This is a genomic window from Micromonospora sp. LA-10 (genome assembly GCF_051853095.1).
GTDB classification, from domain to species: Bacteria; Actinomycetota; Actinomycetes; order Mycobacteriales; family Micromonosporaceae; genus Micromonospora; species Micromonospora echinospora_A.
This window is the reverse complement of record NZ_CP195710.1, coordinates 317,748-336,564: the sequence shown is the minus strand read 5'-3', so window position 1 is coordinate 336,564 and position 18,817 is coordinate 317,748. Positions and strand designations below refer to the sequence as shown.

Here is an 18,817-nt window from a genome sequence, read left to right as displayed (position 1 = left end):
GTGCGCGCATGGCCGTCTCGCCCTACATCGCCCGGCTACGCCGCCACGTCGGCCACGACCTGCTCATGCTGTACGGCGTCAGCGGCGTGGTCACCGACGACGCGGGACGGGTGCTGCTGGCCCGCCGGGGCGACAACGGCCGCTGGTCCGTCCCGGCCGGCACTGTCGATCCGGGGGAGCAGCCCGCCGACGCGCTGGTGCGGGAGGTCCACGAGGAGACCGGCGTCAAGGTGGCGATCGACCGCCTCGCGGGTGTCGCCACCCATCCGGTGGTCTATCCCAACGGCGACGCCTGCGAATACCTGAACATCTGGTTCCGCTGCCGGGCGATCGGCGGGGCGCCGGCCGCCGACGGTGACGAGTCGCTGGCGGTGGCCTGGTTCGCCCCGGACGCGCTGCCCGAGCTGGACGACTGGGCGCGGCTGCGGATCGGCACGGCGCTCACCGACGACGCCCCGCCGTGGTTCACCGCGCCGGGGCAGACCCACCCGGCGCTGCGCCGGCCCGACAACCTCTAGCCGAACGTCACGTCGCACGGCCGCTCCGGAACCAGATCCACCGCACGGTGTCCGCCCGGCGCGTGGACGACCACGCGCTGCGCCACCGGCGACACCAGCCGCGCCCGTACCCGGCCCGGCGCCCAGGTCAGCTCCTCGACTGTGACGCGGCCCCGGCAGGTGATGCCGCGCAGCGTCCCGGCGGGCAGATCGGGTAGCGGCGCGGGGAGCAGCCGCAGCACGCCGGGGCGGGACTGCACGAGCGACTCGATCAGCACCGCCGGCAGCGCGTGCGCGGCGTCGGCGTTGTACGTGGTCCGGCCCGGGTTGTGCGCGCTCATCAGCGACCGGAAGAACATGTCCGCGCCGAGGATCTTGCACAGGTTCGCCGCGACCAAGCCACCGTCGCGCAGCCGCGCCGCGGCCAGCGCCCGGTGCAGGCTGCCGTGCGCGGACTGGTTCTCGTCGCCGCGCAGCGTCAGCGCCCGGTGCGCGGCGGCGGCCAGTTCCGGGGTGTCGTCCGGGTTGATCTCGTCCAGCGGCCACACCGGATACAGGTGGCTGACGTGCCGGTGGTCCTCGTCGCCGGTGCTGCCCGGCCACGCCCACTCGGCGAGCGCGCCGCGCCCGTCCACCAGGTAGCCGGGCGGCCGTACCCCGGCCCACCTGTCGTCGCCGGTGACCTCGGCGGCCAACCGCAGCGCGTGCCGGGCGGCGGCGACGTCCATGGTGGCGTTGACCGCGACCGGCGCGGTCCGGCCGGTGTCGTCGTACGGGCCGGTCTCCGGCGAGTACGACGGCACCAGCGTCGGCTGCCCGTCCACATCGGTGAGCACGTCGGCGAAGAAGTCCGCCACCTCCGCCAGCCAGCCGGCCACCTCGCCCAGCGGCTCACCGGTGACCAGGTGGTGTTCGTGCAGCGGATGCAGCAGCCAGTCCGCGCCCGCGAGCCACGCCGTGAACGGCCAGTCGGGGTGGACGTGGAACAGGTGCCCGTGCTCGCCGTCGGTGCGGCTGGGCGCGAGCAGGCCGCGCGCGCCGTAAACCGAGCGGGCGTTGGCGCGCCAGTGCTCCACCTGCGCGGCGACCAGCCGGGCGTGCGCCGCTGTCACCTCCGGCAACGCGCCCACGTTCGCCCCGGCGAGTTGCAGGTTCAGGTTCGCGTCGGTGGTGAAGTCACCGGCCCACGCGGCGTCCCACGAGCCCAGCCACAGCCCGGTCAGCCGGGGCGGCAGCACCCCACTGGCGCTGAACAGCAGGTACCGGCCGGAGTGGAACAGCCGCTCCAGCAGCGCCGGGTCCAGCCGGTGCGGCGCGGCGGCCTGCCGGGCCAGCAGCTCACCGGTCGGCAGCGCCCGGTCGGCGGCGGGCACGCCGAGGTCCAGGCCGACCCGGGTGTACGGGCCGCGATGGCGGGGCACGTGCCGGGCCAGCAGCGCGTCGTAGTCCCCGGCCAGGGCGGCGAGCCGCCGTTCCGATTCCCGGGTACGCCAGGGCGGCGCGTCGGGCCGGTCCACGAGTGTGGTGAGCAGCGCAGGGCCGCGTACCCGCACCCGGTCGCCGTGGACGCTCACGTCGCCGCGCAGCAGCGTCAGCCCTTCGAACCCGTACGCCCCGCCGGCGTGCGGGTAGCGGGCGCGTACCCGCAGGAACACCAGCCCGTCGCGGCGGTACGCGGCGTGCTCGTAGACCACGTCGGCGGGCCGGCCGGGCAGGTCACCGGTCGCCCCTACCACGCAGTCGCCCTGGTCGAAGTGCAGCACCGCCACCGCGTCGGCACGAGAGGCGAAGCAGCGCCGCCGCCCGCCCGACCACTCGACAGTCACCTCACCGGTGGTGAAGTCGGCGTCGCGCCGGTAGTCGCGTACCGGGCCGGGCGGCGCGTAGACGGTTAGCGCGTACCCGGGGTGGAACGACTGGGTCCACTCCAGCTCCCGGCCGCCGGTGAGCAGCCGGGCGGCTTCGGCCCGCCGTCCGGCGAGCACCAGCGCGCGGATGTGCGGCATCCGGGCGGCCAGCTCGGGCGCGCGGGCCGCCCGGGTGCCGTTGGGCAGGACGAGCCGGTGATGGTTGACCACGATCCGTTCCGCGTGCGGCTGCCCGGGGACCATGAGGCCCAGCTCGCCGTTGCCGGTGAGGAACGCGTCGGTCCAGTCGGCTGCCGGTGCGGTGTCGTGGATGCGGTGGGTCGTCACCGGTCGGCGCTGGTGTCCCGCACGACCAGGCGCGGTTCCAGCAGCGTCACCTCCGGCACCGCCTCGCCGCTCAGCCGCCGCATCAGCAGCGCCACCGCCTGGCGGCCCACGTCCTCGGCGGGCACCGGTACGCAGGTGAGCGCCGACTGCTCGGCCAGCTCGTCCGGGCAGACCGCGACCACCGACACGTCGCGGGGCACCCGGCGGCCCAGCAGCGGCAGCGTGGCCAGCACCGGGCCGACCGCCGACTCGTTCTGCACCACCAGGCCGGTGACGTCCGGGTGGTCGGCGAACAGCGCCTCCAGGTCGCGGCGTACCGCAGCCGGTCCCTCCTCGCAGGAGCGGGTCACCGCGTCGATGCCGAGCCGCTCGGCCGCGGCGCGTACCCCGGCGCGGGTGCGATGGGCGAACCCGGTGCCCCGGTCGTAGACGGCGGCGGGCGCGCCGAGCAGCGCGATCCGCCGGTGCCCGGCGGCGGCCAGGTGTTCCACGCACAGCTCACCGGCGCGCCGGAAGTCGAGGTCCACGCACGCCAGGCCGGTGCTGTCGGCCGGGTGCCCGATCAGTACGCCGGGCAGTGACAGTTCCCGCAGCAGCGGCACCCGGGAGTCCTCCAGCTCGACGTCCATCAGCAGGACGCCGTCGACGAGCGCGCTGCCGGCGATGCGGTGCAGCCCGGCCGGGCCCTCGTCGGCGGTGACCAGCAGCACGTCGTGGTCGTAGCTGCGCGCGGTGGTGACCACGGCGGTGGCGAAGCGCATCACCACCGGCACCTGCATACCGGTACGCAGCGGCAGCACCAGCGCGATCACGTTGGCCCGGCGGCTGGCCAGGGCGCGCGCCCCGGCGTGCGGGTGGTAGCCCAGCGCGCGGATGCTCGCCAGCACCCGTCCGCGGGTGGTCGCCGAGATGGTGCGTTTGCCGCTGAGCACGTACGACACGGTGCTGGCCGCCACCCCGGCGTGCCGGGCCACGTCGGCGATGGTGACCTGCTCGCCGGGGACTCGGCCGGTCACCGGGCGGCTCCGCAGGTGCTGTCGGCCGGCTCGGCGGTGGCGTGGCCGCCGGTGACGGTGAGCGCGCCGACGAGCCGGATGTCGCGCGCGGACCGGCCCACGAGCACCGAATGGGTGGCGTCCTCCACCACCATGGCCGCGCGGGTCTCGTCCCACCAGGCCAGATCGGCGGTACGCAGGCGCATCGTCACCCGGGCGGAGCAGCCCGGGTCGAGGGTGACGCGGGCGAAGTCGCGCAACTGCCGCAGCGGCTGCTTGACCCGGGAGCGCCGCTGCCGGGTGTAGAGCTGCACCACCTCGGTGCCCGGGCGGCGGCCCGTGTTGGTGACCTCGACGCTCACCTCCACCTCCTCGCCGGCACGCGTCGTGGCGGTGCTCAACCGAAGGTCAGCGTAGTCGAACGCGGCGTAGCTGAGCCCGTGCCCGAACGGGTACAGCGGCTCGCCCCGGTGGTAGAGGTAGGTGGTGTCGGCGCCGATGACGTCGTAGTCGAGCAGGTCCGGCAGTTCGGCCGTGTCGGCGTACCAGGTCTGGGTGAGCCGCCCGCCCGGGTCAGCGGCGCCGAGCAGCACGTCGGCGAGCCCGTTGCCGTGCTCCTGTCCACCGTGGGCGCTCCACAGGATCGCCGGCAGGTGCTCCTGCGCCCAGTCGACCGCGTACGGGTAGCTGCTGGTCAGCGCCAGCACGGTACGCGGGTTCGCGGCGTGCACCGCGCGCAGCAGTTCCTCCTGGCCGGTGGGCAGCGTCAGGTCGGCCCGGTCCTCGGTCTCGCGGCCGTTGACCATCGGATGGTTGCCGAGCACCACCACCGCCACGTCGGCGGCGGCGGCCAGCGCGGCGGCGTCGGCGGCACCGTCGGCGCGCAGCGTCACGGTGAACACGGCCGGGTCGCCGGTGGCCACGCTCAGGTTCCCGTCCGGGGCGACGGCGACGTGCCGTCCGGTGGCCAGGTGGCGCAGCAGCGTGGTGCCGTCGGGCCGGTGGTCCAGGCGGAACGTTTCGCGTACCACCCAGCCGCCCGGTCCGTCGCGGTCGGCCACCAGGGCCCCGGTGTCGTCGGCGCCGACGTACCGGCCGGTGTCCACGGCGCGCAGCGCCACCACGTCCTGCCCCCAGTCGACCACCTCGAACTCGGTCGCGGTGTCGCCGAGCGCCAGCGGCCCGTCGCCGTCGTGGCGTACCGCCCGGTCGCCGACGTGCAGCGTGACCCGGTCGGTGCCGGGGTGGGTGGTCACCTCGGGCAGCCGTCCGAGCAGCCCCGCGTACGCGCTGATCGTGTACGGCGGGGTGCCGCTGTACCAGTCGGTGAGCACGGTGTCGGCGAGCGGGCCGAGCACGGCGACGCGGGTGCCGGGGCGCAGCGGCAGCAGGCCGTCGTTGCGCAGCAGCACGACCGACTGGCGGGCGGCCTCGCGGGCGAGTTCCCGGTGGGCGAGGCTGTCGAGCGTGTCGGGTGGCACGTCGTCGTGGGGGTCCGGGTCCAGGTCGCCCAGGCGTGACCGGACGGACAGGATCCGCCGTACCGCCCGGTCCACGTGGGAGGGCTCGATGAGCCCGCGCGCCAGCGCCTCGGTGAGCCGTTCCACTGTGGGGGCGTTGTCCTCGTCGTCCTCGGTGAAGCTGTCGATCCCGGCGCGCAGCGCGGCGGCGAACCCGGCCACGTGGTCGGGCAGGTACTCCTGCACGCCGGCGATGTTGCCGACCGCCCCGGCGTCGCCGACCACCATGATGTCGTCGTCGGCGTAGCCGCGCAGCTCGCCCTCGATGAGCGGGCTCAGGTGCGCCGGCACGCCGTCGACCAGGTTGTACGACGCCATCACCGCGACCGCCGCGCCGGCGGCGAGGGGGGCGCGGAACGCCGGCAGCTCGTACTCGTGCAGCACCCGGGGCGGCAGGTCGCTGGAGGTGGTGGCCCGGTCGGTCTCGTTGTTGTAGCCGAGGAAGTGCTTGAGCGTCGGCGCGGTCCGCAGCCGGATCGGGTGGTCGCCGCGCAGCCCGAGCCCGTACGCGGTGGCGAGCCGCCCGGTCAGCCACGGGTCCTCGGACCAGCCCTCCTCGTTGCGTCCCCACCGGGGGTCGCGCAGCGGGTTGACCACCGGCGCCCACACGTTGAGGCCGACCCGGACCGGGTCCGCCCGGTGCTTGACCCGCACCTCGTCGCCGACGGCGGCCCCGACCGCCCGGATCAGGTCCGGGTTCCAGCTCGCGGCCAGGCCGACCGCCTGCGGGAAGACGGTGGCGGTGCCGAGCCACGCGACGCCGTGCAGCGCCTCGGTGCCGGTGCGGAACGCGCGCAGGCCGAGCCGGGGCACCGGCGCCTGCCACTGGTGCAGCAGGCCGAGCTTCTCCGGCAGCGTGAGCCGGGCCAGCAGGTCGTCGAGACGGTGGGGGACGGGGTCGGTCATGGTGGGCGCCTCCGGTCGGCGTACGGGTCGCCGCTCAGCCGTCGAAGCGCTTCGACGGCCGTGCCGGTGATGGGGCGGCACGTACGCGAAAAGGGGTGGTGGTCGGTCGGCAGGGTCGGCCCGGAGCGGTGGTGAAGCGCTTCGACAACCGCCGAAAAACACGCCGCTGTCGGGGTTGCCCGGTCCCGGAACGCGGCGCTACCGAGGTTGACACCTTCCGGCCGGTGCGGTCAAGGGGTCATCCGGCGGGCAGGCGTCCCGCCTCCACTGTGGCCAGCGCCGCGGTGGCCCCGCCCAGCGCGCCGGCCGCGGACCCGAGCGTGCTGGCCTCCAGCCGCACGCCGGGCGGGACCGGGGTGCGGGCCGCGAGTTCGGCGTGGGCGGCCGGCAGCAGCCACGGCGCGAGCGCGGCCAGGTGGCCGCCCACCACCACCACGTCCGGGTCGAGCAGCCCGGCCAGCACCGCCACCGCCTGGCCGAGCAACCGGCCGATCTCGGTGAGCCCGGTCCGCGCCGGCTCGTCCCCGGCCCGGGCGAGCGCCTGGATCCGTTCGATCTCCGGCAGGTGGTCGGTGACCGGGCCGGCGTCCGGTAGCAGCCGGCCGATCACCGCGTCCACCCCGAGCAGCGCGGTCAGGCAGCCAGGCCGGCCGCAGGCGCAGGGCGGACCGTCAGCGGCCAGCGGCAGGTGCCCGACGTCGCCGGCGAAGCCCCGGCCGCCGCGCAGCAGCCGCCCGCCGCTGATCAGGCCCGCGCCGATCACCGGACCGCCGGTGAGGTGCACCAGGTCGGCGGTGCCGGCGTACGGGCCGTGCCGCTGCTCGGCCAGGACGGCGAGGTTGGCCTCGCTGTCGACGGTGACCGGGAAGCCCGGATCCCGCAGCGCGCGGCGCAACGCGGCGGCGAGTGGGACGCCGCGCCAGCCGAGCGCCGGGGCCGTCGGCACGTCCCCGTCGGCGTCGACCAGCCCGGGCACGGCCACGGTGAGGCCGAGGACGGCGCGGTCGGCGCCGGTGACGCGGGTGACGGCGCGCCGGGTCAGCGCGGCCAGCGCCTTCACCGTCTCCTCGGGACCGGCGGTGGCGGCGGGGAACGCGCGCCGCCAGGTGAGCACCGGGTCGCCGCCCAGTCCGGCCGCCACCGCGACCAGCTCGTCCGCGCCGACGCGCAGCCCGAGCCCCACGTAGCGGGCGCCGTCGAGGACGAGCATGGTGGCCGGGCGGCCCACCCGGTTCTCGGTCAGCCCGGTCTCGCGCAGCAGACCGTGTTCGATCAGCTCGCCGACCAGGCTGGAGACGGTGGCCTTGTTCAGCCCGGTGTGCGCGGCGACGTCGGCCCGGGAGCAGGGGGCGTGGCGGCGGACGTGCCGGAGCACCACGGCCCGGTTTGTCACCCGCACGTCGCCGAGGTCGGCCGTCGGCCGGTCGATGCTGATCACGTACTGCCCGCCTCCTGCGCCCGGCCCTGGGTTCGGTTAAAGCTTAAACTAAATAGGCGCGATTCCGGCCGGGTGGGTCCGGCCGGGGAACCACGGCGCGAACGGCGTGACCGGAATCGGCTCGCCGTCGAGCACCACCCGGCGCGGTGGGTCCGTCCCGACCACGCTCACCCGCCGCACGTCCAGCGGCCCGTCCACGCGGACGCGCAGCGTGTCGCCGTCGCGCACTGCGGTGATCGTGGTGTCGCCGTCGGGGTCGCGCACCACGCTCACGCCGTCCACGCCGCCCCAGGCCACCACCGTGACGTCCCGGAACGGGCCGGTCCCGACCGTCGTCGCGGGCGCCACGGTGGGGATCAGGGCGCCGTGTCGCACGAACAGCGGCAGGCGGTCCAGCGGCACGCCGACCCGCAGATGCCCGCCGCCGGAGTGCCGCTGCCCGGTGTACGCGTCCAGCCAGTCCTCGCCCGGCGGCAGGTAGACCGCGCGTTCGCCGGACGGGTCGAGCACCGGCGCCACCAGCAGGTCCGTGCCGAGGCGGTACTGGAGGTCGGTGGTCCAGGCGGCCGGGTCGTCCGGGTTGTCGACGAGCAGTGCCCGCATCATCGGGCTGCCGGTGCGGGCGCTGTCCACCGCTGCCGACCAGAGGTACGGCAGCAGCCGGTAGCGCAGCCGCAGCGCGTGCACCGCGTGCCGTTGCGCCTCGGGCGGGAACTCCCACGGCAGGCGGCTGGTGGTGCCGTGCAGCCGCACCAGCGGTGACAGCGCGCCGAACTGGGTCCAGCGCACGTACAGGTCCGGCTCGGGGGTGCCGTGGAAGCCGCCGGTGTCGTGGCTCCAGAACGGCACCCCGGACAGCCCGTGGGACAGGCCGCCGCGCAGCGTGCTGGCCATCCCGGGCCACGTGGCGTTGACGTCGCCGCTCCACTGGGCGCTGTGCCGCTGCCCGCCCAGGTACGACGATCGCGCCCACACCGTGCGGTGCCCGGCGACCTCCTCGGTGACGTCGGCGACCACGTCGTTGAACATCAGCGCGTACACGTTGTGCAGCTCGACGCCGGTCATGCCGTTGTGGGCGACGGCGTCGGCGGGCACGCCCTCGGCGAAGTCGGTCTTGAACACGGCGACGCCCTGGGCGAGCAGCGGGCGCAGCAGGTCCTGGAACCAGCGCACCGCGGCCGGGTTGGTGAGGTCCACGAAGGCGCAGACCGGGTAGCTGCCGTGCCAGGTGTCGGCGACGTACGTGCTTCCGTCCGGGCGGCGCAGGAGGTAGCCGGCTGCTTCGGCCTCGGCGTAGAGCGGGCTGCCGGTCATCAGGTACGGGTTCATCCACAGGCACACCCGGAAGCCCTGCTCGGTGAGGTCCTTGAGCATGCCGTCGGGGTCGGGGAAGGCGTCGGCGTCCCAGCGCAGGTCCGACCAGTGCCCGGCGACCTGCCAGTAGCAGTCCAGGTGCAGCACGTCGCAGGGGATGTCGTCCTCGCGGATGCGCCGGGCCCGTTCCAGCACGCGCTGTTGGCTGTCCGGGAAGAAGCCGGAGGAGATCCACGCGCCGAACGCCCACCTCGGTGGCAGGTACGGCCGTCCGGTCAGCGCGTCGAGCCGGTCGAGCACCTGCGCCGGGGTGGGGCCGGCGAGCACGTAGTAGTCGAGCAGGTCGTCCGGGACCAGCACCTGCACGCTGCTGTGCGTGCTGGCGCAGACGTCGAACTGCACCGGCAGCCCGCTGTCGACGAGCACGCCGTAGCCGCGGTCGGACAGGTAGAACGGCACGTTCTTGTGCGAGCGGTCGGACTCGCCGCCGAAGGCGTCGAAGTTCCACATCAGCGGGCGCTGGCCGCGCTTGTCCAGCGGGGTGAACTTCTCGCCGAAGCCGACGAACCGTTCGTCGCCGGGCGCCACGAAGCTCTCGTGCCAGGCGACCGGCTCGCCGTCGACAGTGGAGCGGCCCAGCGGCAGCGTGCGTCGGCGGCCGCTGATGTCGCGGGTGCCGCCGTCGGCGGCCAGCAGCAGCCGCCCGTCGGGGGCGAGGAAGCGCAGCCCCCACGGGTCGAGGCGCACCTCGGCGACCATGCCGCCGGCGCCCACCAGGACGTGCCCGTCGGCGACGGTCACGGTGGCCGGGTGCGGCTGCGGGTGGACCAGCGTCAGGGCCGCCGCGGACCGGCTGCGGACCGAGAGGTCGTCGGCGAGGCGTACCCGGATGATCCCGTCGCCGGCGGCCTCGACGCGCGCGACGAGCGTGCGGCCGGACCCGCAGGTCGCGGTGAGGGTGACCCCGTGCGCGTCGGTCGCGGCGACCTCGGCCCGCAGCAGGTCGTCGGCGCCCTCCTCGCCGGGGGCGCGGACCGGCAGGTCGGGCGGGTCGGCCACGAACGTCTCGTACGGGACCAGCGGCGGGCGGTACGGCATGGGCGTCTCCTCGCGGCGTCCACGGGCGGTCCCGCCAGTTTCTTTGGAAGCCCAACTAACTGTCAATGATCGACGCCATTGACTTTCCGTCTCACCTGTTCCTATTTTGGCCGGGATGACAACTAAAGCGCCGTGGAGCGACGGGCGGCTCTGCTACGGCGGGGACTGGAACCCGGAGCAGTGGCCGCCGGAGGTGTGGCGCGAGGACGTCGCCCTGATGCGCGCCGCCGGGGTCAACCTGGTCACCGTCGGCGTGTTCGCCTGGTCCCGGCTGGAACCCCAACCCGGCCGGTACACGCTCGACTGGCTCGACCGCGTGCTGGACCTGCTGCACACCAACGGCATCCGGGCCGCGCTGGCCACCCCCACCGCGTCACCGCCGCCCTGGTTCTCGCTGCGCCACCCGGACGCGCTGCCGGTCACCGCCGACGGCGTACGACTGACCCACGGCAGCCGCGACACCTACTGCGCCGCCGCGCCCGCGTACCGCGACGCCGCCCGGAGCATCGCCGAGGTGCTGGCCGCCCGGTACGCGCACCACCCGGCGCTGGCGCTGTGGCACGTGCACAACGAGTACGGCACCACCTGCCACTGCCCGCACACCGAGGCGGCGTTCCGCCGCTGGCTCACCGGCCGGTACGGCGACCTCGACGCGCTGAACGACGCCTGGGTCACCAGCTTCTGGAGCCAGCACTACTCCGACTGGGCGCAGGTCGGCACGCCCCGCGCCACCCAGTACCTCGCCAACCCCGGCCAGCTGCTCGACTTCCGCCGCTTCTGGTCCGACACGCTGCTGTCCGCGTACACCGAGCAGCGGAACCTGCTGCGGGCGGCGAACCCGGCGGTGCCTGTCACCACCAACTACGTGCTCGGCGACTGGGTGCCCGTGGACCACGCCCGCTGGGCGCGCGAGGTCGACCTGGTCGCGATCGACCACTACCCGTCCACGGCCGACGTGGGCGCGGAGGAACAGACCGCGTTCGCCGCCGACCTGGCGCGCGGCTGGGCCCGCCACGGCGCCGGGCGACCGGCGCCCTGGCTGCTGGCCGAGAGCGCCCCCAACCAGATCCACACCGCCGGGCGGATGCACACCAAGGAACCCGGCCGGATGACCCGCCACAGCCTCGCCCACGTGGCGCGCGGCTCGGCCGGGGTGATGTTCTTCCAGTGGCGCGCCCCGGCCGGTGGCGCGGAACGTTTCCACTCCGCAGTGGTGTCGCACGCCGGCGCCGACACCCGGGTGTTCCGCGAGGCCACCGACCTGGGCGCCGCGCTGGGCCGGCTCGCCGGGGCCGCGCCGGGCCGCGTCGAGGCGGGCGTGGCCATCGGGTACGACGCGGCGAGCGGCTGGGCGCTGCGGCACCCGGGGATGCCCCGCGCCGGACTCGACCACCCCGGCGAGGCGGCCGCCGTGCACCGGGCACTGTGGCACGCGGGCATCACCGCCGACGTGGTACCGCCCGGTGGCCCGCTCGACGGTTGCCGGCTGCTCGTGCTTCCCGCCCTCTACCTGGCCTCGGACGCCACCGTCGACTGGGTACGCGGGCACGTCCAGGGCGGCGGGCACCTGCTGGTGACCTGGCTCAGCGGTGTCGCCGACGAGCACGCCCGGATACGCCTGGGCGGCTACCCGGGCGCGTACCGGGACCTGCTCGGCGTGCGGGTGGAGGAGTTCCACCCCCTCGCCGACGACGAACACGTGCCGCTGACCGGCGGCGGGACCGGCCGGATCTGGTCGGAGACAGTGCACCCGGCCGGCGCCGAGACGGTCAGCGCGTACGCCGGGGGAGCACCGGACGGGCGGCCCGCGATCACCCGCAACCGGGTCGGTGACGCGTACGCCTGGTACGTCTCCACCCGCCCCGACGACGACACCTACCGGCGGCTGCTCACCGAGGCGGCCCGGCTCGCCGGTGTGACCCCGGCCTGTCCCGGCGCGCCGCATGGTGTCGAGGCGGTACGCCGCCACGACGGCCTCCTCTACCTGCTCAACCACACCGACCGGCCGCAGCGGGTGCCGGTCGCCGGGCTCGACCTGCTGACCGGCGCGACAGCCGACGGCTCGTTGACGGTGGCGCCCGGTGGCGTGGCGGTCGTCCGCGAGGAGCCGTCATGACGGTATGCGCTCGGGACGGACGGCGCGGGTGCGCGTACCCCCGGGTCAGGGCGTGGCGACGGCGGCGCGGGAGCGGTCCGCGGCGATGCGCACCGCGAGCGCGGCCAGCACGGTGCCCATCACCCACCGCTGCAGGCGCGCCCAGCCCGGCCGCCGGGTGAGGAACGCCGACACCGAACCGGCGCTGAGCACGATCAGCGCGTTCACGGTCAGCGCCACGACGATCTGGGTCAGGCCGAGCAGCAGGCTCTGCACCGCCACGTGCCCGCGCGCCGGGTCGACGAACTGCGGCAGCAGCGACACGTACAGGATGGCGATCTTCGGGTTGAGCAGGTTGGTGACCAGGCCCATGGTGAACAGGCGCCGGGGCCGGTCCGGCGGCAGCGGCGTCGGGGTGAACGCCGACGTGCCGCCCGGGCGCAGCGTCCGCCAGGCCAGCCACAGCAGGTACGCCGCACCGGCCAGCTTCACCGCCGTGTACAGCGGCGGGACCAGCACGAACACGGTGGCGATGCCGGCCACCGCGGCGGCCAGGTAGACCAGGAAGCCGACCGCCACGCCGAGCAGCGACACCAGCCCGGCCCGCCGGCCCTGGGTCACCGATCGCGACACCAGGTAGACCATGTTCGGCCCGGGCGTGAGCACCAGACCGAGCGCCACCAGGGCGATTCCCGTCACCGCGCCGACAGTCACCACGTCGCCTCCCCGTTGCCGACCGTGAACCGGACCCTACGCCCACCCCCCGACGCCCACCGCCCCGTCCCCCGCTCCCGCCCCTGCCCGGCGATCATGAAGTTGGCGGCGACAAATCGGTCGCCGACGGCAGCTAACTTCATGATCGCCAGGGCCGGGCCGGGCCGGGTGATGGCCCGGCCCGGGCGCTTTGGGGGCGGCGCGGGAGGGGAGCGGTGGGGATACTTGTCGCATGTCGATCGTGCTGTCCGCGCCGGCGACCCCGACCGCGCCCGGTCTCCTGCTGCGCCCGTGGTGCGACGGTGACGCCGACGCGCTGATCGAGGCGTACCGGGATCCGGTGCTGCGGGCCTGGACCCGCTACCCGGTGACCGGTCCGGCGGAGGCGCGGGCGTTCCTGCGCCGCAGCCGCCAGGGCTGGTCGGCAGGCCGACGGTTCACGTTCGCCGTGCTGGAGGGGGAGCAGCCGGTGGCCTGTGTCGTGCTCAAGGACGTCCGCCCGGGAGGCGCGGCCGCCGAGGTCGGCTACTGGACGGCCGCGCCGGCACGCGGCCGGGGTGTCGCGCCGCGTGCCGTGGAGGCGGTCACCGGGTGGGCGCACGCCCGGTTCGCCGCCGCCGGCCTGACACGCCTGGAGCTGCTGCACCAGGTCGACAACCCGGCGTCCTGCCGGGTCGCGGACAAGTGCGGGTACGCGTTCGCCGAGGTGCTGCCGGCCTGCCCGCCGTACCCGCGCGACGGCCACCGCCACGTCCGTCAGCTGTCCTGACGTCCGCCTCGTTCCTCGGGGCCGAGCAGGCGCAGCAGCAGCCGAGGCTCGCCCGGCCACGCGTCGAGCAGCACCTGCCGGGGCATCTGCCGGGCGGCGTAGCGCAACGCGAGCGCGACCACCACGATGTCGTCCAGCGGACCGATCACCGGCAGGAACTCCGGGATCAGGTCGATCGGACTGGCCACCCAGAGCCCGGCGACCACTATCGCGACCCGGGCGCGGCGGGGCACCCGCGGGTCGCGGCGCAGCCGTCGCACCGCTGTCACGCAGTCGGGCACGAACGCGGCCAGGTCGCGCAGGATCCCCGGAGGCAGGCGCCGGGCCAGCAGCACCAGCACCGCCCAGCTCGCGACCAGGCAGGCCGTCGCCACCGCGAGGCCGATGAGCCAGTCGCGCACGCCGTCACCCCTTTCCGTACCCGGTGGCACGCTACGCGGCGGCCAGCGCGGGAACAGCCCGGCCCCGCGCGACGCTGACCCTTGTCGGACAGCGGCGGATACCGTGGGTACGGGAGGTGACGGCGGTGACGACAGCGTGGGAGGCCGCGGTCGAGGCGCAGATCCGCTCGGCTCAGGAACGCGGCGAGTTCGACAACCTGCCGGGCGCCGGCAAGCCCATCCCGGGGCGCGACATGCCCTACGACGAGGGCTGGTGGATCCGCAGCTTCATGGAGCGCGAGCAGATCCCGTCCGACCTGATGCTGCCGACGCCGCTGCAGCTGCGCCGCCGCATCGAACAGCTCCCGGCCGAGCTGCGTGACATGCCCACCGAGGAATCCGTCCGGTCGTACGTGGCGGCGCTCAACACCGAGGTGGTGGCCTGGCTGCGTACCCCGACCGGGCCACGCGTGGTGGTGCGCCCGGTGAACGTCGAGGAGGCGGTGCGCCGCTGGCGCGCCGATCGCGAACGCGCCGCGCCGGCAGTCACGGCGCCCGAGCCGCCCCGTGCCGCCCCGGCCCGTCCGCGCCGTCGCTGGCGCTGGTGGCGCCGCTGAGCTCGGTCAGGGGCGCGCCGCCTGCCAGGTCCACGCGGTACGTCGCGGCCGCTCGCCGAGCGGCGCCCGGCCGGTCAGCCACAGCAGCACCGGGGCCGGGTCGCCGCCGGGCGCGTCGGGGAACAACCGCCGTACCACCGGGGCACACAGCCCGGCCGGTGGTGACCAGTCCAGGCCCAGCCCCCGGGTCACGTCGTGGGTGTGCAGCAGGATCTCGGCCACGCCCATCGCGGCGAAACCGCCCGGATCGCACGGGCCGAAGTGCCACGCCCGGTCGTCCGGGCGCGCGGCGTCGATCGTGGCGGCGAGCATCCCGGCCGCGGCCGCCGCGACAGTGAGCACCCCGGCGGGCGCGGCGTCGGCGCGTACCCGAAGGTCGAACGGGAGATAGCCGGCGTCGGGCCGGCCGGACACCTGACCGGCGTACGCGACGAGGTCGTGCGCGATGTGCGCGGCGGTGGTCCAGCAGGACCAGTCCAGGTCTCCCGCCCGTACCGTCCAGCCCCGCCCGGTGGCGGGCCGCAGCACGGCGGTCATCGCCTCGGCGGCGGCGCGGACGTCAGCGCCGTTCACGTCCGTCGCACGCGCAGCACGCAGGTGAGCATCGGCAGCGTGAACTCCCCGTCGGCGGTCTCCGGACGGCTCGCCAGGTACGCGCGGATGCGGTCGAGCGCCTCCGTGCGTTCCTCCTCCGGCATCACCAGCATCCCCGCCCGGGTGGCGAGCGTCGCCACGAGCGAGTCGGCGGTGCGGCGCTGCCCGTGCGGGAACTGCTCCTGCTCGGGCGAGCCGAACCGGGGCTCGCCCGTCTTCGGCAGGTGCATGCCGGCCGTGGCGACGCGCCAGCTCGTGGGCGTGTCCCGAGGGCCGATCGCGGCGCTTCCGCTGACCGCCGCGAGCCCGGCGACCCAGTCGACCCGGTCGTCCACGACGTTCCACAGCCCGGCCAGGACACCGCCGGGCGCGAGGACGCGGGCGATCTCCGGCCCGGCCACTGCCATGTCGAACCAGTGCATGGCGTTGCCGGCGACCACCGCGTCGACGGAGGCGTCCGGCAGCGGGATCGCCTCGGCGCTGCCGGACAGCGCGCGTACCCCCGGCAGGGTGCGGCGGAGTTCGGCGAGCATCGCCGGGTCCGGCTCGACGGCCGTCACGTGGTCGCTCACCTCGGCCAGCGTGGCGGTGAGCTTGCCGGTGCCCGCGCCGAGGTCGAGCACCCGCGCGCCGGGCGCGGGGTCGAGCGCCCAGCGCAGGGCGGCGCGCGCGTAGTCCGGGCGGTGTTCGGCGTACGCGGTCGCCGCCGCGCCGAACGACGACGAGTGGCGACGTCGAGCGTCTTCGTCCATCCGGTCACCCTAGCGACGAGCCAGGTCCCTTGACGTACGAACTATGCTTCGTGAATAATGAGTCGTAGTTCGAGGGGGAGTACCCGACGATCCACGCACCGCCGTCAGTACGGGCCCGGCCCATCCGGATCCCGGCGGTGCAGCCACCGCTGTCGTGGCCCGGGGAGACCTTCGTCCAGCAGCGCCGGCACCCGCCGGCCCGGGCGAGAGGTCTCCCTTCGGTATGTCCGTGTCCCTGTGGATCTGGGCCGCACTCATGCTGGCGATCGCGGCGATGCTCGCCGTCGACCTGTTCCTGCACCGCGACAACCACGTCATCGGCTTCCGCGAGGCAGCGGTCTGGTCCGGCATCTGGATCGCCGCCGGCCTGCTCTTCGGCGTCGTCCTGTGGGCCTGGCAGGGCGGTGACGTGGCCGGCACCTACTACGCCGGCTACCTGATCGAGAAGGCGCTGTCGATCGACAACGTCTTCGTCTTCGCGCTGATCTTCACCTACTTCGCCGTGCCCGCCGCGCTCCAGCACAAAGTGCTGTTCTGGGGTGTCATCGGCGCCCTGGTGTTCCGGCTGGTCTTCATCTTCGTCGGCGCCGAGCTGCTGGAGACGTTCTTCTGGACCGCGTACGTGTTCGGCGCGTTCCTCGTCTACACCGGCTACAAGATGGCGTTCCGCCACGACGGGCAGACCCCGCCGGACCGTAACCCGGTCGTCCGGCTCGTCCGCCGGGTCATCCCGACCGACCCGGCCTTCCACGGCGACAGGTTCTTCACCCGGGTCGACGGCAGGCGCGTCGCGACGCTGCTGTTCGTGGCCCTGATCGCGGTGGAGGCCACCGATCTGATCTTCGCGATCGACAGCGTCGCCGCGATCCTGGCCATCACCACCAGCACGTTCATCGTCTGGACCGCCAACGCCTTCGCCATCCTCGGCCTGCGCAGCCTCTACTTCTGCCTCGCCGGGCTGCTGCGCCGCTTCGTGCACCTGCACTACGGCCTAGCCGTCCTGCTCGCCTTCGCCGGCGTGAAGTTGATCCTCTCGGAGACACCGGTCGGCAAGCTGCCCATCCCGGTCACGCTCGGCGTGATCGTGGTGACGATCGCGGTGTCGATCCTGTGGAGCCTGCGCAGCACCCGGAGCGCCGAGGCGCGCTGATCCTCCGCCCCCGCGGTAGCGCCGCTGGAGCCCATGCGGGCACTACCATCTGCGCATGGGCTCCAGCGGGGCATCCGTCGAAGCCGTCTTCTTCGGCACCTCGACCGTCCACGTGACCGACGGGACGTCCGGCATCCTGATCGACGGCTTCCTGAGCCGGCCCTCGCTGCTCCGCGTCGCGTTCGGTCGCGTCGCCCCCGACGTCGGCCGGATCACCGGCGCTCTCGCCCGGGCCGGCGTGACCCGTCTCGACGCGCTCTTCGTCGCCCACTCCCACTACGACCACGTCATGGACGCCCCCGAGGTCGTCAAGCTCCTCGGCGGCACACTGTTCGGTTCCGAGTCGACGCTCAACGTGGGGCGCGGCGCGGGCCTCGCCGAGGAGTCGATGGCGCGGGTCGCCGACGGCGACGAGTACCGCGTCGGCGCGTTCACCGTGCGCGTACTCGCCGGTGTTCACAGCCCGGGCAACAGGTTCCCGGGCACGATCGACGAGCCGCTGGTCCCGCCGGTCAGGGCGAGCAGCTACCGCGAAGGCGGATGCTTCTCTTTCCTCGTCACCCATCCCGCCGGTTCGCTGCTGATCCACCCGAGCGCCAACTTCGTGCCCGGCAAGTTCGACGGGCTCGACGTCGACGTCCTGTACCTCGCGATCGGCGCGCTGGGCGTGCAGTCGCGGCGGTTCCAGGACGACTACTGGCGGCACGTGGTGGACGCGACTCGACCCGGCCTGATCGCGCCGATCCACTGGGACGACTTCTTCGTGTCGCTGGACCGCAGGCTGCGGCCACTGCCTCGCATCTTCGACAGGTTCGCCGTGGCGAAGGCGTTCCTCGACCGCAAGAGCGAGGAGACCGGGATCCCCGTACGGCTCCCCGAGCCCTTCGAGGTGATGAGGCCGTTCGCGAGGTAGGGCGTCAGCGAAACCGGTCGACGGTGACGGGAACCATCCCCTGCTGACGCATCCGGGCCGTCAGGCCGTGCAGCAGCACACCGACCGCGTCATCACGCTCGCCGAGAAGGTCGCACGTCACGTCCAGCGCCCAGGCGGTGCCCGCGGCGACGCGGCACAGATCCCAGCGGAGGGCGTCGCCGAAGACCTCGCGGCGGGCCGCGCCCAGGATGCGCGTCCCGGGATCCGTCGGGTCGCCGGTGATCGGCATCCGCCACGCCGTGCTGAGTGCCGCGACACCGTCCGGGCTCAGCTCGCCAGCGAACAGGATCCGGTACACGCGCGTCTCGCGGAATCCCCGCCGGGGCTCGGAGTCGCCCAGCCGCAAGGGGGAGGGCGGCCGCGTCGGCGGCGGGCCGAAGCACGCCCGAAGGGTGTCCTCGTCCGGCAGGTCCGCGCCGCAGAGGCCCCGATAGAGCGCCGCCGCCGCGGCACGGTCGACGGACGTCACCCGCTTGCGCAGACCGGCGTCCGCGCGGAGGCACCGGCTGGTGGCCGACGCCTCGTGCCAGCGACCCGCCGACCGGGTCCAGCCACCGCTCACCAGCCCGGCGGAGGAGTAGTCCGCCGCGAGCAGGAATTCCTCGACCAAGAGTCCTTCCGGCGCGCCGGCGCCGTCGTGCACCGCGTAGTAGTGCAGTGCGGGAGGCGAGCCGGCCATCTGTCGCGCGAGGGAAGTCGTCGTCACACGTGGATTGTCGAGCAGGGCGGGAGTCGCGGGCGTCCGGCTCGCCGCGCCCTATTAACGGATTACCGTTAATAGCAATCGCTTAATCTGTTCGGTCAAATAGGACGAATCGGTAGCACACCATAATGACAGTTATGTGCGCG

The 18,817-nt window shown here is 74.4% G+C and carries 16 protein-coding genes; 6 read left to right on the top strand and 10 right to left on the bottom strand.

The annotated features are described in order from the left end of the window. The first annotated feature begins 8 nt into the window (after positions 1–8). On the top strand, positions 9–518 hold the full coding sequence (locus ACSDG8_RS01630) for an NUDIX hydrolase (protein ID WP_210900319.1): 510 nt from the start codon (positions 9–11) through the stop codon (positions 516–518). Here the strand turns inward: ACSDG8_RS01630 and ACSDG8_RS01625 are convergent. The 5 genes from ACSDG8_RS01625 to ACSDG8_RS01605 form a co-directional block, all read right to left on the bottom strand. Continuing rightward, positions 515–2,692 (bottom strand): glycoside hydrolase family 95 protein, encoded by a 2,178-nt coding sequence (locus ACSDG8_RS01625; RefSeq protein WP_210900317.1) that lies wholly within the window; start codon positions 2,690–2,692, stop codon positions 515–517. The genes ACSDG8_RS01630 and ACSDG8_RS01625 overlap by 4 nt on opposite strands. After that, positions 2,689–3,708 carry a LacI family DNA-binding transcriptional regulator gene (locus tag ACSDG8_RS01620; protein WP_210900315.1) on the bottom strand — a complete coding sequence of 340 codons (1,020 nt, stop codon included), beginning with the start codon at positions 3,706–3,708 and terminating at the stop codon, positions 2,689–2,691. Before ACSDG8_RS01620 ends, ACSDG8_RS01625 begins: the two co-directional genes overlap by 4 nt. Next, positions 3,705–6,113, bottom strand: coding sequence for a beta-glucosidase (locus ACSDG8_RS01615; RefSeq protein WP_439427554.1), 2,409 nt, complete (start codon positions 6,111–6,113; stop codon positions 3,705–3,707). Before ACSDG8_RS01615 ends, ACSDG8_RS01620 begins: the two co-directional genes overlap by 4 nt. Positions 6,114–6,351: 238 nt before the next feature. Then, the gene (locus ACSDG8_RS01610; RefSeq protein WP_210900309.1) at positions 6,352–7,551 is read right to left on the bottom strand and encodes an ROK family transcriptional regulator; all 1,200 of its coding nucleotides are present in this window, start codon (positions 7,549–7,551) and stop codon (positions 6,352–6,354) included. Positions 7,552–7,599: 48 nt separating this feature from the next. Continuing rightward, positions 7,600–9,963 (bottom strand): TIM-barrel domain-containing protein, encoded by a 2,364-nt coding sequence (locus tag ACSDG8_RS01605; protein WP_210900306.1) that lies wholly within the window; start codon positions 9,961–9,963, stop codon positions 7,600–7,602. A gap of 115 nt (positions 9,964–10,078) precedes the next feature. Here ACSDG8_RS01605 and ACSDG8_RS01600 point away from each other — a divergent pair, with 115 nt between their 5' ends. Further along, on the top strand, positions 10,079–12,079 hold the full coding sequence (locus ACSDG8_RS01600; protein ID WP_210900303.1) for a beta-galactosidase: 2,001 nt from the start codon (positions 10,079–10,081) through the stop codon (positions 12,077–12,079). A 45-nt stretch (positions 12,080–12,124) separates the two neighbouring features. Here ACSDG8_RS01600 and ACSDG8_RS01595 read toward each other — a convergent pair whose 3' ends face one another. After that, entirely contained in the window at positions 12,125–12,775 is a 651-nt protein-coding gene (locus ACSDG8_RS01595) for a LysE family translocator (protein ID WP_210900300.1), read from the bottom strand. Positions 12,776–13,004: 229 nt separating this feature from the next. Between ACSDG8_RS01595 and ACSDG8_RS01590 the strand changes: the two genes are divergently transcribed. Further along, complete coding sequence (locus ACSDG8_RS01590) at positions 13,005–13,541, top strand: GNAT family N-acetyltransferase (protein WP_210900297.1); 537 nt, start codon at positions 13,005–13,007, stop codon at positions 13,539–13,541. Here ACSDG8_RS01590 and ACSDG8_RS01585 read toward each other — a convergent pair. Further along, positions 13,529–13,942, bottom strand: coding sequence for a YkvA family protein (locus tag ACSDG8_RS01585; RefSeq protein ID WP_210900294.1), 414 nt, complete (start codon positions 13,940–13,942; stop codon positions 13,529–13,531). The two genes, ACSDG8_RS01590 and ACSDG8_RS01585, sit on opposite strands and share 13 nt — an antisense overlap. A gap of 125 nt (positions 13,943–14,067) precedes the next feature. On the opposite strand from ACSDG8_RS01585, the gene ACSDG8_RS01580 reads away from it, so the two are divergent. Continuing rightward, positions 14,068–14,538, top strand: a complete 471-nt coding sequence (locus ACSDG8_RS01580; RefSeq protein ID WP_210900291.1) for a DUF1992 domain-containing protein — start codon at positions 14,068–14,070, stop codon at positions 14,536–14,538. Between the two features lie 6 nt (positions 14,539–14,544). On the opposite strand, the gene ACSDG8_RS01575 is transcribed toward ACSDG8_RS01580, so the two are convergent. Together ACSDG8_RS01575 and ACSDG8_RS01570 are read right to left on the bottom strand one after the other, a co-directional pair. Continuing rightward, positions 14,545–15,111 carry a hypothetical protein gene (locus ACSDG8_RS01575; RefSeq protein ID WP_210900288.1) on the bottom strand — a complete coding sequence of 189 codons (567 nt, stop codon included), beginning with the start codon at positions 15,109–15,111 and terminating at the stop codon, positions 14,545–14,547. Beyond that, positions 15,108–15,884: a class I SAM-dependent methyltransferase gene (locus ACSDG8_RS01570; RefSeq protein WP_210900285.1), complete on the bottom strand. Its 777-nt coding sequence runs from the start codon at positions 15,882–15,884 to the stop codon at positions 15,108–15,110. The genes ACSDG8_RS01575 and ACSDG8_RS01570 overlap by 4 nt, the downstream gene beginning before the upstream one ends. 223 nt (positions 15,885–16,107) lie before the next feature. Here ACSDG8_RS01570 and ACSDG8_RS01565 point away from each other — a divergent pair, with 223 nt between their 5' ends. Beyond that, on the top strand, positions 16,108–17,034 hold the full coding sequence (locus tag ACSDG8_RS01565; RefSeq protein ID WP_210900282.1) for a TerC family protein: 927 nt from the start codon (positions 16,108–16,110) through the stop codon (positions 17,032–17,034). A gap of 55 nt (positions 17,035–17,089) precedes the next feature. Then, complete coding sequence (locus ACSDG8_RS01560) at positions 17,090–17,947, top strand: MBL fold metallo-hydrolase (RefSeq protein WP_210900279.1); 858 nt, start codon at positions 17,090–17,092, stop codon at positions 17,945–17,947. 4 nt (positions 17,948–17,951) lie between these two features. Here the strand turns inward: ACSDG8_RS01560 and ACSDG8_RS01555 are convergent, their stop codons facing one another. Then, positions 17,952–18,674: a hypothetical protein gene (locus tag ACSDG8_RS01555; RefSeq protein WP_307856261.1), complete on the bottom strand. Its 723-nt coding sequence runs from the start codon at positions 18,672–18,674 to the stop codon at positions 17,952–17,954. Positions 18,675–18,817: the final 143 nt, after the last annotated feature.